This is a genomic window from Rhodopseudomonas palustris, from assembly GCF_003591005.1.
GTDB classification, from domain to species: Bacteria; Pseudomonadota; Alphaproteobacteria; order Rhizobiales; family Xanthobacteraceae; genus Rhodopseudomonas; species Rhodopseudomonas palustris_K.
This window is the reverse complement of record NZ_QYYD01000005.1, coordinates 111845-127073: the sequence shown is the minus strand read 5'-3', so window position 1 is coordinate 127073 and position 15229 is coordinate 111845. Positions and strand designations below refer to the sequence as shown.

Annotated in this window: 14 protein-coding genes and 1 tRNA gene; 8 read left to right on the top strand and 7 right to left on the bottom strand. The window is 63.1% G+C overall.

Annotated elements, in window-relative coordinates; translation table 11 throughout:
• Window positions 1-2: 2 nt before the first annotated feature.
• Window positions 3-569, bottom strand: a complete 567-nt coding sequence (locus D4Q52_RS06670; protein ID WP_119855766.1) for an RNA polymerase sigma factor — start codon at window positions 567-569, stop codon at window positions 3-5.
• A 301-nt stretch (window positions 570-870) separates the two neighbouring features.
• Entirely contained in the window at window positions 871-1197 is a 327-nt protein-coding gene (locus D4Q52_RS26190) for a hypothetical protein (RefSeq protein ID WP_147407766.1), read from the bottom strand.
• A gap of 702 nt (window positions 1198-1899) precedes the next feature.
• Between D4Q52_RS26190 and D4Q52_RS06660 the strand changes: the two genes are divergently transcribed.
• Both D4Q52_RS06660 and D4Q52_RS26185 read left to right on the top strand, forming a co-directional pair.
• Entirely contained in the window at window positions 1900-3282 is a 1383-nt protein-coding gene (locus D4Q52_RS06660; protein WP_147407765.1) for a radical SAM/SPASM domain-containing protein, read from the top strand.
• Window positions 3266-3466: a hypothetical protein gene (locus D4Q52_RS26185; RefSeq protein WP_147407764.1), complete on the top strand. Its 201-nt coding sequence runs from the start codon at window positions 3266-3268 to the stop codon at window positions 3464-3466. The genes D4Q52_RS06660 and D4Q52_RS26185 overlap by 17 nt, the downstream gene beginning before the upstream one ends.
• 1587 nt (window positions 3467-5053) lie before the next feature.
• On the opposite strand, the gene D4Q52_RS06655 is transcribed toward D4Q52_RS26185, so the two are convergent.
• The 5 genes from D4Q52_RS06655 to hemP all read right to left on the bottom strand — a co-directional run bounded on the left by D4Q52_RS06655 (window position 5054) and on the right by hemP (window position 8343).
• Window positions 5054-5143 (bottom strand) — tRNA-Ser (locus D4Q52_RS06655).
• A gap of 146 nt (window positions 5144-5289) precedes the next feature.
• Window positions 5290-6117 (bottom strand): heme ABC transporter ATP-binding protein, encoded by an 828-nt coding sequence (locus tag D4Q52_RS06650; RefSeq protein ID WP_119855763.1) that lies wholly within the window; start codon window positions 6115-6117, stop codon window positions 5290-5292.
• On the bottom strand, window positions 6114-7196 hold the full coding sequence (locus D4Q52_RS06645; RefSeq protein WP_119855762.1) for a FecCD family ABC transporter permease: 1083 nt from the start codon (window positions 7194-7196) through the stop codon (window positions 6114-6116). Before D4Q52_RS06645 ends, D4Q52_RS06650 begins: the two co-directional genes overlap by 4 nt.
• Window positions 7193-8146, bottom strand: coding sequence for a heme/hemin ABC transporter substrate-binding protein (locus D4Q52_RS06640; protein WP_119855761.1), 954 nt, complete (start codon window positions 8144-8146; stop codon window positions 7193-7195). The genes D4Q52_RS06645 and D4Q52_RS06640 overlap by 4 nt, the downstream gene beginning before the upstream one ends.
• Window positions 8143-8343 carry a hemin uptake protein HemP gene (gene hemP, locus D4Q52_RS26730; RefSeq protein WP_119855760.1) on the bottom strand — a complete coding sequence of 67 codons (201 nt, stop codon included), beginning with the start codon at window positions 8341-8343 and terminating at the stop codon, window positions 8143-8145. The genes D4Q52_RS06640 and hemP overlap by 4 nt, the downstream gene beginning before the upstream one ends.
• Window positions 8344-8655: 312 nt before the next feature.
• Between hemP and hutW the strand changes: the two genes are divergently transcribed.
• The 6 genes from hutW (at window position 8656) to exbB (ending at window position 15226) form a co-directional block, all read left to right on the top strand.
• Window positions 8656-10080 carry a heme anaerobic degradation radical SAM methyltransferase ChuW/HutW gene (hutW, locus tag D4Q52_RS06630; protein WP_119855759.1) on the top strand — a complete coding sequence of 475 codons (1425 nt, stop codon included), beginning with the start codon at window positions 8656-8658 and terminating at the stop codon, window positions 10078-10080.
• Between the two features lie 36 nt (window positions 10081-10116).
• The gene (locus tag D4Q52_RS06625; protein WP_119855866.1) at window positions 10117-10782 is read left to right on the top strand and encodes an SDR family oxidoreductase; all 666 of its coding nucleotides are present in this window, start codon (window positions 10117-10119) and stop codon (window positions 10780-10782) included.
• A gap of 400 nt (window positions 10783-11182) precedes the next feature.
• Window positions 11183-13507, top strand: a complete 2325-nt coding sequence (locus tag D4Q52_RS06620) for a TonB-dependent hemoglobin/transferrin/lactoferrin family receptor (protein WP_119855758.1) — start codon at window positions 11183-11185, stop codon at window positions 13505-13507.
• A 62-nt stretch (window positions 13508-13569) separates the two neighbouring features.
• Complete coding sequence (locus D4Q52_RS06615) at window positions 13570-13902, top strand: antibiotic biosynthesis monooxygenase family protein (RefSeq protein ID WP_119855757.1); 333 nt, start codon at window positions 13570-13572, stop codon at window positions 13900-13902.
• 12 nt (window positions 13903-13914) lie between these two features.
• On the top strand, window positions 13915-14442 hold the full coding sequence (gene hutX, locus D4Q52_RS06610; protein WP_119855756.1) for a heme utilization cystosolic carrier protein HutX: 528 nt from the start codon (window positions 13915-13917) through the stop codon (window positions 14440-14442).
• Window positions 14443-14452: 10 nt separating this feature from the next.
• A complete protein-coding gene (gene exbB, locus D4Q52_RS06605) occupies window positions 14453-15226 on the top strand; it encodes a tonB-system energizer ExbB (protein WP_425328458.1) in 774 nt (257 codons plus the stop codon).
• The last annotated feature ends 3 nt before the right edge of the window (window positions 15227-15229 follow it).

The following is a 15229-nucleotide window of genomic DNA, read 5'->3' as shown; positions in this document are numbered from 1 at the left end:
TCTCAAGCCGCGTGACGATGAGGAGCGCTCGCGCACGTCGTCGCTGCGGCCGGAGCTGCGTCATACTTGGCGCGGAGCTTGGTCGTTGCACGCGAAAGCCGTGTGTAGACATTGCCCGCGGCCAATCCGAGACGCGCCCCGATGTCCTTGGGCGACAAGCCGTCGACCCGGGCGAGCCAAATGACTTCCTGATCGATAGACGACAGCGTACTCAGCGCAGTCATCACGTCCTCGACGTCGAGCGCAAGTTCCTGCGTGGCGGGGACAGGGAAGTCGGTGTCGGCGTCGCCACCGCTTTCTTCGGGCGGCGAGAGCACCGAGGCACATCGGTTGGCACGCCGGCGCCCATTGCGAATATGATTGTGTAGAATCGTGTTCAACCAACCCGCGAGATTCTCGTCTTCGAAGCGGTCGATGTGCTGGAAGGCAGTGACGAGGGTGTCCTGGACAAAATCCTCCGGGGACCCGATGTCGGTGCGCCTGCCGATCATAAAGGTTGCTTGCCGAAGTAACTCCGGACGCAACGCGACAATGCGGTCGATGAATTCGTTTGCAGACCTGTAGGACATCGATTGCTCCCTCCAACGAGGGGCAACCTGGCAGGATCTCGAGTTCTTTGCAAGGATCTTTTTCCTATTACGTGGACCGTGGCCTTGGTCTCCGGTTCTCGTCAACGATTTTGGCGGTGTGGCCGCATTGCTCAGCCATGCCTTGCGATTGACTTAGCCGGCAGCCGGACACCGCCCCAATCGCAAACTCCTGGGTCGTGTTTAGGATGGAGCCGGATATTGCGCGGCTTCCCCAGGTTGCAGATTGTTTGAGCGATTCAGATGGCAACGGCGTTTGATGAAGTAAGGGGGAGAATACGCCTCATTGAGAGGACCCAAAGGCGTGCTGCATCAAATGCGGCTTACGCTGAAAATCCCAACCATCCGCGTAGCGCTCGATGAGTTGATGAAGCCGGTGCTGGGTGGCATCTCGATCAAAGCCCTGGTCGACCAACCCAGCTGTCACCACCTCACACCAATCGGCGAGCTTGCATTCCTGTCCGTCCTTCAGCCCTTCACCGATCATAAGATAGAGCGCCAAGCGCGCGACATCGTCTCGTGAAGGCTTGCGGGATACTTTCTGCTGCTGCCGGTATGCTCTCTGATATTCTGCCTGATGATCGCGACGCCTAGTATTCGATTTTCCCATGTTGGCCTCCTCTCGGTCTGTCGTGCCGGTAGCGCTGCCGCCTTCGCGGGCACACTTTCCAGCCTTTCCAGTCTGGCGCAGGGCGTTGCAAGTGACAAATTTCGCCGGTGAACTGATCCTATTTCACCCAACATGATCACTTTCTGAGAGCGACGGCAATCGAGTAGTAACGTTGCTCACAATGTGACGAGGATGGAGGGCGCGAGAGCGGCCTCAGGGCGGAGCGCCGCGGTGGGCCGTTACTTCGGATTGTTATTGCCGAATTCTAACAACGTCAGTTCTTGAATCAAAAGTATCGAGCGCTGAATCAGAAATTTCGAACTTTGAATCATAATTGCGCAACTGCATTTGCGTTGTCGAAAGCTGCAAGTGACGTACTTGCGGCGCTTTCCAGGTTGCCGACAACGTCAAGTTGAAAGGCACAAGACGGAGGTCGTGGCGAATCTACTTCGCGCCCGTTGAACTGAATCAGCACCGCGGCCCGTATCGGGTATTCAAGTTAGCGTTGGCGATTTGGATGAGGAACGCCTGCCTCCTCCAGCACATGGTTCCCCGATGCGCGAGGCGTGTCGCCGCATGCGAGAGGGGCGCGCCAACTACAACTTGACTGCATCCTGGTTTTGAGGTTTTATTACTGTAGTTTCGCTCCACGAAGATATTGACTCGGACTTGATAGAGTCCCGAGTTGCCGGGGGTGATCTTGTGACAAATCAGCTGTTCAAACGCAGTCGATATGTTCATTCAGCTCTAGATAGAGCAGAAGGTGCCTGGATTTACCAGAACCTCATCAACCGGTCCCTCTTAGAGGCCGGTCCTGCGGATAGCGCGATAATCTACAAGTTCTTGAATGAACCAAACGCGGAACCTACTTCGGCGTTTGAGGCTGAAATTCGCTCTCTCCTAATCGACCGTCGATTTCTTGTTGAGGAGAACATCGACGAAATTAGCATTTTGGAAAAGCGGTATTGGCAGCAAAAGACCGGCGCCAATTTTGCGAGTCTGGCGATAGTTACTACGTTGCAATGCAACCTTCGCTGTGAATATTGTTATCAAGATCATGTAGACGAAAATATTAGTCCGGGCGACGAAGACAACATAGTCGCGTTCATTCGCAATGAGATTGGCAAAAGTCAAAGTTCATCTGAGCGCCTTTCAAAATTTAGCCTTTCGTGGTGGGGAGGTGAGCCGCTACTGAAAATTGATGCGATCGAGCGGATGTCTGCGCGAATAGTGCCTTTGCTGGATGAGGCAAATATCACATATGATTCTTATACGTCGACGAACGGCGTGCTGCTAAGTAAGCCGAATTGTAGTAAGCTAAAAACATCGAGGTTAAGTCGAGTTCAGATAACAATCGACGGGCCGAAGGAATTCCATGATCAGCAGAGATTTAACGTCTCAGGCAGAGGAACATACGACGCCATCTTGCGGGGGCTCTACAATCTCCTCGACGTTTTTCACGAGCACGAACGTTTTGTGACGCTTCGGGTGAACGTCACCCCGCGCATGGCTAAGATGATTGACCTTTGGACTGGATTTATCGACGACCTCAGGCCAGCGGCTTCAAGAATTGCAGTCAATGTGCATCAAGCAATACCGAATGACTTTTATACGAAGCAGCAGTCCTTAGAGAACGCCGACTACGTTCCTTTGTATCATCAAATAAGGGGTATGCTGAAGGAAGCGGGTTTTTGGTGTTTGGAAGACAAGCAAGCAATCACCCCGGGCGCTTTGTACTGTGGCGCAATTCCAGACCATAATTGGATTATCCTTCCTGGCGGAAGGCTCACAAAGTGCACGGACAAATTCCACGACCGCACAAGTGATTGCGGCAGGATCGTGCATGGCGGCCAGCTTGATCTATTTCCTAAGGCCGCTGAATGGCTTGAATATTCTCCATTCAAAGCTGACCTATGCCGGTCGTGTAATGTGCTTCCAATATGCATGGGTGGCTGCCGCGTTATCCCGTTCGGCAGTCAGCATGGAGACCGATGTATAAGGAAGACCGTAATTGAAAGTAGTATTTTAACGAACCCGAGAAGGTTGACTCAGGCAGGAGGAGAGAGGCATGGCAGAGACGAGTGAACAAGTTAAGGAAAGGGCCAAAAGAATTCTAGTTGATCGTGGCATCGAGGAAGAATCGGCAGATTATTTGGCGGAGCTTTATGCAAACTCGCCGAAAGGTCAGCTGCATCAGCAGGCGCGTCCCGCGGGTGGTCCCACTCCGGCTGCGTCATGCAACGTAGGTGGCATTATTCCTATCTTCTGATTTCCCTGCAAAATCCGCCTCGTCGGCCATCCGCGAGGCGGATATTACTTGCTCAACAACCGTGGCATCATCATCAACCAGTGAGTTTTCGAAAACTTGACCGATCACGGTCGCGTTTCCATTGTCGCGCGAAAAGCCGTAGACTTCTCCGAAAATACCTTGCCGGCGAGCGATGAGGGCATTCGATAGGAACCTCTGTAAACCTGTGCGTCATCCTTCACTACAACGCGAACGAGGCGATTGAATCAGATTGTAGAGTTTCGAATCGCCGTTCATGAAGATTGAAACGGAAATCTGGGGTACTGAATCAGTTTATCGCAACTGTAATTCGGTTGCGGGCGACTGTTTTGACTTTCCAGGCAGCGGATATGACGTCCTTGGATCGGATTTGATGGAGAAGGGCGGGGTTCAATCAGAGACTGCCCCTCTTAAGAACGACGAATTGCGGTCGTTGCAGACTTGCTATGCCCGGCGTCGCGTAGTTAGTTACGAAAAATCTCACGTCGTCGTTTGATGATGTAACGCCGTTTTCGAAGTTTGAATCAGAAATTTCGAGATACGAATCGCCTTCAAGGAGTTCTGCAACGTAGATTTCGAAAGTTGAATCGTCTGTTGCGGATTCTGGAATCAGAAATCCGCAACTGTTTTGGAGTTGCCTGCCACGTGCATTCAGCGGGAAGCAATTTATTCGTTGAGTTTGATGTCAGGCTGTGCGTTCCGCGAAGGCGGCCGGTGCCGTTGAGTTTGCCTTGCACGGTTGCCGTCTTGCAAGGAAGCGTCCGGTATAGCAGTTTCCGTTTTGTCACTGGATGGATGTGCTCAAACATCCAGTGACAGGGCCTGTCGTCGGGGGCTGGCTTAGCCGGTTCGGCCGCGCCTGAAACTGCTTCATCCCGAGAGCGCTGGCTCGGCGGAGGACGGCCTGGTGTAACCGAACCTCCCGCCAGGAAGGTCGGGATTACAGGTCCAGTTCGGGACCGTCTTCAGTCGCGCCGCAACCGGGGACCAGCACCTTGTTTCGGTGCTTTCGAAGTGGTGCCGTTGGACCAAAGCTCGAACTCCTTCGAGGTTGTCCAGGGTGAGGACACCCTTCAAGCTATCTGCACGGGCGGCGACGATAGTGGCGTTTCAATATCGGGTGCCGGGTGTGTAACGCGCTCTCGCACTCCACGACGAGGATGAAGGACGTGGTCGTTCCCGCCGCAGATGAGTGGACGGCATTGCATGGTGCCCCGTGAATAGCGGATGGCGGCTCCGGGGCGGTCGCCGGTTCGAAAAGTCCTCCAGGAGTGGGAAGGGACAAGTTCGGAAATAGCCAGCGCTCCGTTGCTCAACTCAATTGGCAGATCCTCGAGTCGGCAGCGGTATTAGGGTGGCGCCAAGAGAAATTCACGGACGTTGCGATTGGAGCCGGCGGCCTGCGATTCCGGGGTGCCGCTCGGTTCCGGCGAAGTCGGCGCCGAGGGGCCGTCTGCAACAGAAAAAACTGTTGCAGCATTGTTGCAGGTTGAAAGGCACTTTCGCCGTATGGTTGTAAAATTGCGTTTCGCCCGTCAACAGATTTTGCAAAATACAATCAACGGTTTATGGCGGAAGGGGTGGGATTCGAACCCACGGTACCCTTGCGGGCACGCCGGTTTTCAAGACCGGTGCCTTAAACCACTCGGCCACCCTTCCGACTCGGCAGAGCAGGCCCTTAGCAAACTGGGGGCTGTGGCGATAGGGGTTATGAGGGGCCGCGGCCGGGCTCGTCGAGGGTCAGGCGTCGTATTGAACGTCTTTTCACCTGAGCGCCGGGGCGCACGAGATCGTGGGGTGCAGCGTCAGCGGCAGGCCTTGCGCTCCGACCTGCCGCTGCCTTCCGGCTGCGATGGAAACTGCGGCAGAACGAATGGAGACCCATCCGGTCCGGTTCTCACCGGCAGTTCGACGTCGAAGATGCTGGCGAGTAGGTCGGCGCAGATCACCGAGCATGGCGGGCCATCCGCGGCCAACGCGCCTTTGTGCATGACAAGCAAGCGGTCGGCGAATCTCGCGGCCAGATTCATGTCGTGCAGCACTGCGATCACGGTGCTGCCGTTGCGGGCGCAGCGCCGCGCGGTCTGCGCCAGATCGAGCTGGTGGCGGATGTCGAGGCTCGAGGTCGGCTCGTCGAGCAGCAGGGTGCCGGGACCGCGCGCGGCCTCGCTGGTCCAGAGCTGCACCAGCACGCGGGCGAAATGTGCGCGCTGCTGTTCGCCGCCGGACAGTGTGGTGATGTCGCGAAAGCGGAAGTCTGTGAGGCCGACCTCCTGCAGCGCGGCGTCGATCGCCGTCTGCGCCGGATGGCCAGCCAGCTCGCCGGCACCCATCCGGACGATTTCGTCCACGGTGAACGGGAAGCTGATGGTGATGTGCTGGGCCAGCACGGCGCGGCGCTTGGCGAGTTCGCGCGGCGAATAGCACGCGAGTTCGCGGCCGCCGAGCCGGATCGACCCGGCGGTGGGGCGTAAGTCACCGGACAGCATCCGCAGCAGGGTCGATTTGCCGGCGCCGTTGGGGCCGACGATGGCGATCAGTTCGCCCTGCGCGATGTCGAGGTCGATGCGATCGACCAGCGTGGCGCCGCCGGTCGCAAAGCTCGCCGCGATCGCTTGCAGCGGCGCGCTCACAGGCCGACCAGCTTGCGCTGCCGCAGCAGCAGGCCGAGGAAGAACGGCGCGCCGATCGCGGCGGTGAGAATGCCGATCGGCATTTCGGCCGGCGCCACGATGGTGCGCGCCACGGTGTCGGCCGCGACCAGCATGGCGGCACCGAGACAGGCCGACGCCGGCAGCAGCAGCCGGTGCGACGGGCCGATCACCAGCCGCAGCAGATGCGGCACGACGATGCCGACGAAGCCGATCACCCCGCAGATCGACACCCCGACGCCGGTCATCGACGACACCAGCACGATCGACAGCAGCTTCAGCCGCTCGACATCGACGCCGGTGTGATACGCCTCGGACTCGCCGAGCACCAGCAGGTCGAGATGCCGCGCGACCTTGACGAACACCAGAAGCGCGACCGCCAGCACCAGCGCGCAGGACGATGCCTTGGCCCAGCTCGCGCCGCTCAGCGAGCCCATCATCCAGAAGGTGATGTCGCGCAGCTGGCGGTCGTCGGCCAGAAACACCAGCACGCCGATGCCCGCATTGGCGATCGCCGCGATTGCGATGCCGGCGAGCAGGAACAGTGCAATCGAGGTGCGGCCGGCGCGGCTGGCGATGCGATACAGCAGGATCGTGGTGGCAAGCGATCCGCCGAACGCGGCGACCGGCAGCAGATGATCCTGCAGGAAACGCAGATGGCTGCCGAGCAACTGATCGAGCAGCACGATCGACAGCGCAGCGGCGAGCGCGCCGCCGCTGGCGACCCCGACCAGCGCCGGATCGGCGAGCGGATTGCGAAACAGCCCCTGCATCAGCGTGCCGGACGCGGCGAGCAGCGCGCCGATGATCGCCGCGGTGACGATGCGCGGCAGCCGGATCGACCACAGCACCATCTGGTCGCGCAGCGCCGGGGCATTGCCCTGCGCATCCTGCAGCAACAGGGCCGCAGGCAGCCGCGACAGCGGAATGCCGGCGGCGCCGACGGTCAGCGCCGTCGCGGCGGCGATCAGCAACAGGCCCAACAGCACCGTGAGCGCCGCGCCGGCGCGCGGCCGTAATGACCGCGCGGCGCGCCTGCGGCCGATCTCCATCACGCTCATGAGCGGCAGTCGGCGCTCGCCGCCTTCGGGCTGAAGCCGCCGGCCTGCGGCGCGAGCTGCGGATACAGCGCGGCGGCGACGTCGCGCGCCGCGGCGGGCGTGCGCGGGCCGAAGCCGAGCAGATACAGCCCGTCCATCGCCAGGAAGGCGCGGTTGGCGCCGGCCGGCGTCAGCAGGAACGCCGGATGCGCATAGAAAGCATCGGCCTCGAACGAGTCGCGGCTGCGCCTGATGGTGATCACCGCGTCGGGCCTGGCGGCGACGATCGCCTCGTCGTTGATGGTCTTGTAGCCGTCATAGCCGTCGATCGCGTTGACGCCTCCGGACAGTTCGATGATCTCGTTGGCGGCGGTGTTGCGGCCGGCTGCCATTGCCTGGCCGTTGACCAGCGACATCACGAACATCACCCGCGCCGGCTTGGTGACCTTGGCGCGCAGGAGCCGCAGCTGATCGAAATCCTGCGCCACCGCATGGGCGAGGCAGGTCGCCCCGGCGTCAGCCTGCATGGCGTGACCGATCAGCCTGATCTTGTCGAGCAGGCCCTGTTCGGTGAAGGCCTCGGGGATCGACACCAGCGGAATCTTCGCGGCTTCGAGCGCCTGCATGGTCTGCTTCGGGCCGGCGCTGTCCATCGCCAGGATCAGCGTCGGGTTCAGCCCGATGACGCCCTCGGCGGAGAGCTGGCGCAAATAACCGACGTTGGGTTTGCCCTTCACAGCCTCGGGCGGAAACGTGCTGGTCGAATCCACGCCGACGATGCGTTGGCCGAGGCCGAGAGCAACCAACACTTCGGTGATGGCGCCGCCGACCGCGACGATGCGGGAGGTGTCGCTGATGATCACGTCGCGGCCGTGCGCGTCGCGTACCACCGGTCCGCCGCCGTGAGCGAGGATCGGCAGCACGAGTGTGGCGGCGATCAGCGCCGCGCCGAGGAGGGCCGGGCGGTTCATTTGGTCAGAATCAGCTTGTTCTGCGACGTCAGGCGCAGCCGGTACTTGTCGGCGCCATGCGCGATCACGATTTCGCGGCCGTGCGAAAACAGGTCGCGGCTCTCGACCTGATTGTCGATCATCATAATGGCGCGGCTAGCCGATGGGTCATGCGGGCCGGCTGGCGCCGTGCCGCCATGCGTTGCGCGTTCGATCATGAGTCCGCCGCCGATCAGTTGAACTATCAGCAGCCGTTATAGGATCATCCCGCGGGATTGTGTCTTATAATCACTTTAAACCTGCCGCGCGTCGCTTGACGGCTGTCGGGTGCGGCTTCAAGTTCGCCCCCTAGGTGATCTATCAGGAAGTCACCTAGTAGTTCGGCCAGCCAGCTCCCTGCGACGTGCAGCGCCCGCCAGCTCCACATTGAAGTTGTGATCGGAATCAGGATGGTCGTGCCGGCCAGCACCTGCGCGGCGCAGTGCGCGCCGGCGCATCGCTGCCGCACGTCTCGACGCAGGCGGGGGATAATGACGCGGATGTTGAAAGCTCAGGTGGGCGGCCGATCGTCGCAGGTCGGGCGCGGGCGGCATCCTGCGCAGAGCGAAGCCGCGCGCGTCAGCGATTACTTCGTACGCGTCGGTTGCGATCCGCTGACCGAGGCGTTCGAGCGGCGCTCGTTCTCGCCGCCATGGCGCGGCAGCCGGCCGGTCGACGCCGACAAGGTCGACGCGGTGATGCAGCGCGTGTTCGCGACGCCGCGCGACGAGACCGCGGTGGCGTATCTGCATGTGCCGTTTTGTCAGACCCACTGTTTGTTCTGCGGCTTCTTCCAGAATGTCTGGCGGCCCGAGGCCGGGCCGGCCTATGTGGACGATCTGCTGGCCGAACTCGCCGCCAAGGCACAAACGCCTCTGGTGGCGTCGGCGCCGATCGACGCGGTATATATCGGCGGCGGCACGCCGACGGCGCTAGCAGCCGACGATCTGGCGCGGCTGATCGAAGGGCTGCATTGCTATCTGCCGCTGACCGGCGACTGCGAGATCACGCTGGAGGGCCGCTCGTTCGGCTTCGACCTCGCGAAGGCCGCCAAGGTCGCGGATGCCGGGGTGACGCGGCTGTCGATCGGTGTGCAGACGTTTGCCACCGAGGTGCGGCGGCGGCTGGGCCGCAAGCTCGCCGGACCCGAGGTGGCGCTGTTTCTCGCCGAACTGGTGGCGCTCGGCCGCACCGCGGTGGTCTGCGACCTGATCTACGGGCTGCCCGGCCAGACGCGCAGTGACTGGAGTCGCGATATCGAGACCGTCGACGAGATCGGCCTCGACGGCGTCACGCTCTACGCGCTGAACATGTTTCCAGGCGGACCAATGGCGATGGCGGTCGAGAAGGGCAAACTGCCGGCGCCGCCGACGGCGGGCGGGCAGGCGCGGATCTACGCGGATGCGGTGGAGCGGCTGACGGCGCTCGGCTGGCTGCAGGTGTCGCAGTCGCATCTCGTGCGGTCGGCGCGCGAATTCAATCGCTACAATGCGTCGATCAAGCGCGGCGTCACCTGCCTGCCGTTCGGCGCAGGTGCCGGCGGACAGGCGCACGGCGTGCGCTGGCGCAATGTGATCGATCTGGCGCAGCGCCGCGACATGATCGAGCAGGGGCAGCAGCCGGTCGAAGGCGTTGCCCTGGTGCCGGCCGATCACGCCGCATACGCCATGATTGCGGCAGGGCTGGAAGCCGGTCAGCTCGATCTCGCGGCGGTCGAGAGCGTTCGCCCCGGCTTCCGCGTCGCGGTGGCGCCGCTGCTGGCGAACTGGGCGGCGGCGGGGCTCGGCGCTCTCAGCGGCGACGGCTTCCGGCCGAGCTGCGCGGGCTCGTTCTGGATCGGCAATCTGACCAGCGGCCTGCTGGCGGGGCTGCAGTCAGCCGCGCTCGGCGATGCGCATGGCTGCGGGATCGCTTAGTCTCACCGCGTGAATGACGACGCACCGGAGCGGCGCATGAAGATCCTGGTATTTGGCGCGACCGGCCGCACCGGCCGGCACATCGTGGCGCAAGCCGCCGCCCGCGGCTGGAGCGTGCACGCCGCCGGCCGCAATCCTGAGCGGCTGCTCGACCTCGTCGGGGCCGCCGAGGCGTCAGTGGTCGATCTCGGCGATGCGGCTGCGGTCGCCGACGCGGTGAGGCGCGTGGCGCCGGAGGTGATCGTATCGACGGTCGGGGGCGCGGGACCGGACGGCTGGCGGGTGGATGAAGCCGGCAATGACGCGATCTCGGATGCAGCGGCGAGTTGTGGCGTGCGCCGCATTGTGCAGATCTCCTCGCTCGGCTGCGGCGACAGCCGGCCGTTCGCCTCGGAGCGGATCGTCGCGGCGATCGCCCCGGCGCTGGACGCCAAGACCCGCGCCGAGGATCATCTGCGCGCGCTCGATCTCGACTGGACCATCATCCGCCCCGGCGGCCTCACCGAGGGTGAGCCGACCGGCAGCGGTGCGCTGTACGCTGATCCCCGCGTGCACGGCCGCATCACCCGTGCCGACCTCGCCGAGCTGGTGCTCCGCGTCCTCGCAGCGCCGTCGACCACGCGGCTGATCCTCTCCGCCGTCGATCGCGCGACGCTGCCGGCCGAGCCGGCGGACATCCAAGAGTTTGTCGCCGCCGTCTGATACGGATTAGTAGACCCACAACATTCGCACAGACTCTCCCCACGTCATGCCCGGGCTCGTCCCGGGCATCCACGTCTTTCCAAAATAACCGCGTCAAAGGCGTGGATGGCCGGGACAAGCCCGGCCATGACGGGGTGAGGGCTGTGCGGCAGTTGATCGAGCCGTCTCGCCTGATGCTATGGTCGGTGAGCCGCATCTACTGATCCTGCCCCAGCCCGTGCGTAGTACGCGGCCGCTGCGCTACTTTATAATCACTTTAATCCGCAACCCTGCGGCGTTGACCCTGTGGGCGTGCTTGGTTACGAAAATGCAATCCGTTGGCGTTCGCCGACGTTCTGCCAGCCAGCCGCCTTCGGGCGAGCCCGCCAGCCGCAATCAACATCACTCGATCGGGGCTGTCATGGTGGGGCTGGGTTCGCGCGTCTATGCGCTGTTGTTATCAGTATCGGTGGTCGCGCTGGCGACGCCTGTCGCGGCGCAGACCGCGGCGCCGGCCGCCCCCAAGAAACAGAATCCGGTCGCACGCGCGCAGGCCCCCAAGCCGCAGGCTGCGGCTTCCAATCCGCGCGACGCTTATGCGCAGGCCGGCGTCTCCACCCAATCGCTCGATGCCATCACCGTGGTGGCGACCAAGACCGAGGAGCGCGCGATCGATGCGCTGGCGCCGGCCAGCGCCATCACGGCCGGCCAGATCCAGCAATTGCAGCCGAACCGGCTGCAGGACATCTTCGTGGCGACGCCGGGCGTATCGTTCCAGGATCGCGGTGACGATCCGTCGACCGCCATCAACATTCGCGGCTTGCAGGATTTCGGCCGCGTCGGCGTGGTGGTGGACGGCGCGCGGCAGAACTATCAGCGCTCCGGCCACAACGCGCAGGGCTCGTTTTTCCTCGATCCGGAACTGATCGGCGGCGTCGACGTGGTGCGCGGGCCGAGCGCCAACATTTACGGATCGGGCGCGATCGGCGGCGTAGTGTCGTTCCGCACCAAGGATATCGAGGACGTGCTGCGCGCCGGCGAGCGCTGGGGCGTGGACATGACCGGCTCCTACGGCAGCAACAATGCGCGCGGGCTCGGTTCGATCTTCGGCGGCGTCCGGGTCGATCCGACCGTCGATGTGTTCGGCGGCGCGCTGTATCGCACTCAGGGCAACTACAAGGACGGCGCCGGCACCGAGATCGGCAATACCGGCAACGACATCGCCGGCGGCCTGCTCAAGGTCACGGTACGGCCGGCCGAGGGCCACGAGATCAAGATCGGCGGCCTGTTCCAGGACTACAACTACAATATCGGCCAGTTCAATCGCGGTCCGGTGCTGACGGCGGCGCAGCGCGCGCTGTATCAGGGCTCGTCGGTGTACGATTCCAATGTGCGGAATTCGACCGGCACGCTGAGCTGGAAATATTCGCGGCCGGACGACATGTTGTTCGACTGGAACATCAGCCTGTACGGCAACCGCACCGACAACGATCAGACCAAGACCTATCACAACTCGACCAGCGGCTCGGCCTATTGCGGCGCCGGCAATTTCGGCAACAACATCTCCGGCTGCGTCGGCGATCAGCGCGGGTATCGGCTCGATACGATCGGCATCGACGCCAACAACACCACGCGGTTCGAGGCCGGTGACTGGCGCAGCGCCGTGACCTACGGCGTCGACGCCTTCAACGACAAGGTCACGACCACCGATTCGCGCGGAAACTCCAACGTGACCACGCCGAGTGGCGAGCGCACCGTGTCGGGCGGCTTCGTCCAGCTCAAGAACAACTATGCAAGCTGGCTGGAAGTGATCGGCGCGGCGCGGTTCGATCACTATGAACTGAGTTCGCAGACCACCACGGCGAGCGGCAGCCGGCTATCGCCGAAGATCACCGTTGGCATCACGCCGCTGGCCGGGCTCACACCCTATGTCAGCTATGCCGAAGGTTATCGTGCGCCGTCGATCACCGAGACGCTGATTGCGGGCGCACATGCCACCGGCGGCGGGCCGGCGCTGTTCACCTGCGCGGACGGCCGCGGCGGCCTGTTCTGCCTGCTGCCGAATGCCTCGCTGCGGCCGGAGGTCGGCAAGAACAAGGAAGTCGGCCTCAACCTCAAATACAACGACGTGTTCATCGCCGGTGACAGCTTCCGCGGCAAGGTCAACGCGTTCCGGAACGACATCGACAACTATATCGATCTGGTGGCGTCGGCGCCGCAGGTGTCGAACCTCGGTCCGAGCTTCGGTCTCTACAGCAAGTATTATCAGTACCAGAACATCCCGCGCGCACGGATCGACGGCGTCGAGGTCGAAACCTCCTACGACACCGGGCTGTGGTTCGTCGGCGTGTCGGCCTCGGTGCTGCGCGGCACCAATCCGGACACCGGCGTCGGCCTTGGCTCGGTGCCGTCCCGCAAGGTCGTCACCTCGGGCGGCCTGCGGCTGCTCGATCGGCAGCTGACGATCGCGGCGCAATGGGCGTCCTACGCGGCCAACACCAATCTGCCGACCGGCTATCTGCCGGCGACGTCCTACGACCTCGTCAATCTCAACGTCGCCTACCGGCCGACGCCGGACGTGACGCTGAGCTTCTCGGTCGACAATCTGCTCAACAGCTACTACCGGCCCTACGCAATACCTGGCTCGTCGACCGACGGCACGACCCAGAACGATGTGCTGTTCAGCAGCCCCGGACCGGGCATTGTCTACAAGGGCGGCCTCAAGGTGCATTTCGGGGGCGCGTGAGATTAGCCGCCCGCTGCGGGCTCGCGGTGGGCGGCCAACCATCCACATGGCAGGGAGACAAGATGTTTATTGCGATGAACCGGTTTCAGGTGAAGCTCGGCGCCGAGCCGGCATTTGAAGCAATCTGGCAGTCGCGCGAGTCCTATCTCAATGAGATGCCGGGGTTCGTTGAATTCCATCTGCTCAAGGGATCGCAGGCCGAGGATCACACCTTGTATTCGACCCACACAACCTGGGCCGACAAGGACGCCTTCGAGGCCTGGACGCGGTCCGAACAGTTCCGACGCTCTCATGCGCGGGCCGGCAACGATACCGGGCAGAGCCTGTATCTTGGCCATCCCCGGTTCGAGGGTTTCGAAGTGCTACGCACCGAACGCAATTCGGCTGCGGCGTGATAGGGGGGCAAAATGGCGATATCCGTCGTGACATCCGCCGCCGCCGATCTGAAGGCGCAGATGGCCGAGAACCCGGCAGCGGTGATCGAGGACGTGGCGCGGCAGTGGGGCGTGACGCCGCGCGCCGTGATCGAGGCGCTGCCGGCCGGTATGGCGCGGCTCGGATCCGGCGCCGGCTTCGTCGCGGCGATGAACGATATCGCGAGCTGGGGAGAGGTGACGCTGATCGTGCACAGTGACGACGCGATCTTCGAGTTCACCGGCGCGGTGCCGCCGGGCGAGGTCGGCCGCGGGTACTTCAACCTGATGCAGCCGAAGGGGCTGCACGGGCATCTGCGCCACGACAATTGCGGCGGCGTGGCGTTCGTCGAGCGCCCGTTCATGGGCAAGGCCAGCGCCTTCGTGGCGTTCCTCAACCACAGCGGCGGCATCATGTTCAAAGTGTTCGTTGGGCGCGATGACACGCGCGAACTACGAGGCGACCAGCTGGCGCGGTTTCGCGCGCTGGCCGATCAGCTCGGCGGGGAGAGCGTTGGCTGATTTTGCCCATATGGCGCGGCGCTGCGGCGTCGCCGCGCTGCTTGGTGGGCTCATGCTCGCGCCGGGACGCGCGGCTGCGGCCGCCGAGATGGTGACGCTGCCGCGCGATCTGTCGCCGTGGGGGATGTTCGTCGGCGCCGACGTCGTCGTCAAAGCGGTGATGATCGGGCTGGCGCTGGCGTCGCTCGCCGCCTGGACGGCTTGGCTGGCGAAGTCGATCGAATTGCGCCGCGTCGCCGCGCAGGCACGGCGTGGACTGAGCGTTCTGGAGAACGGCACGACGCTGGCGCAGGTCGAGGAAGAGTGCGGCGAGGCGACCGATGCGGTGGCGCAGATGATCCGCTCGGTCGCGCGGGAGGCGAGTCTGTCGGGCGGGTTGCAGGACCACGGCTTCGCCGACCGGGTCGCGCTGCGGCTGGAGCGCGTCGAGGCCGCCGCCGCGCGGCGCATCGCGATCGGCACCGGGCTGGTCGCGAGCATCGGCGCGGTGGCGCCGTTCGTCGGACTGTTCGGCACGGTGTGGGGCATCATGAACGCCTTCGTGGGAATTTCGAAAGCCAACACCACCAATCTTGCCGTAGTGGCGCCGGGCATCGCCGAGGCGCTGCTCGCGACTGCGCTCGGCCTGATCGCGGCGATTCCCGCGGTGGTGATCTACAATCATCTGTCGCGGCGGATCGCATCCTATCGGGCACTGCTCGGCGACGCCTCGGCGCAACTGATGCTGCTGATCAGCCGCGAAGCCGCACGCCCGGCGGCGCGGTCGACTCGGGCGGTGGGATAGTCC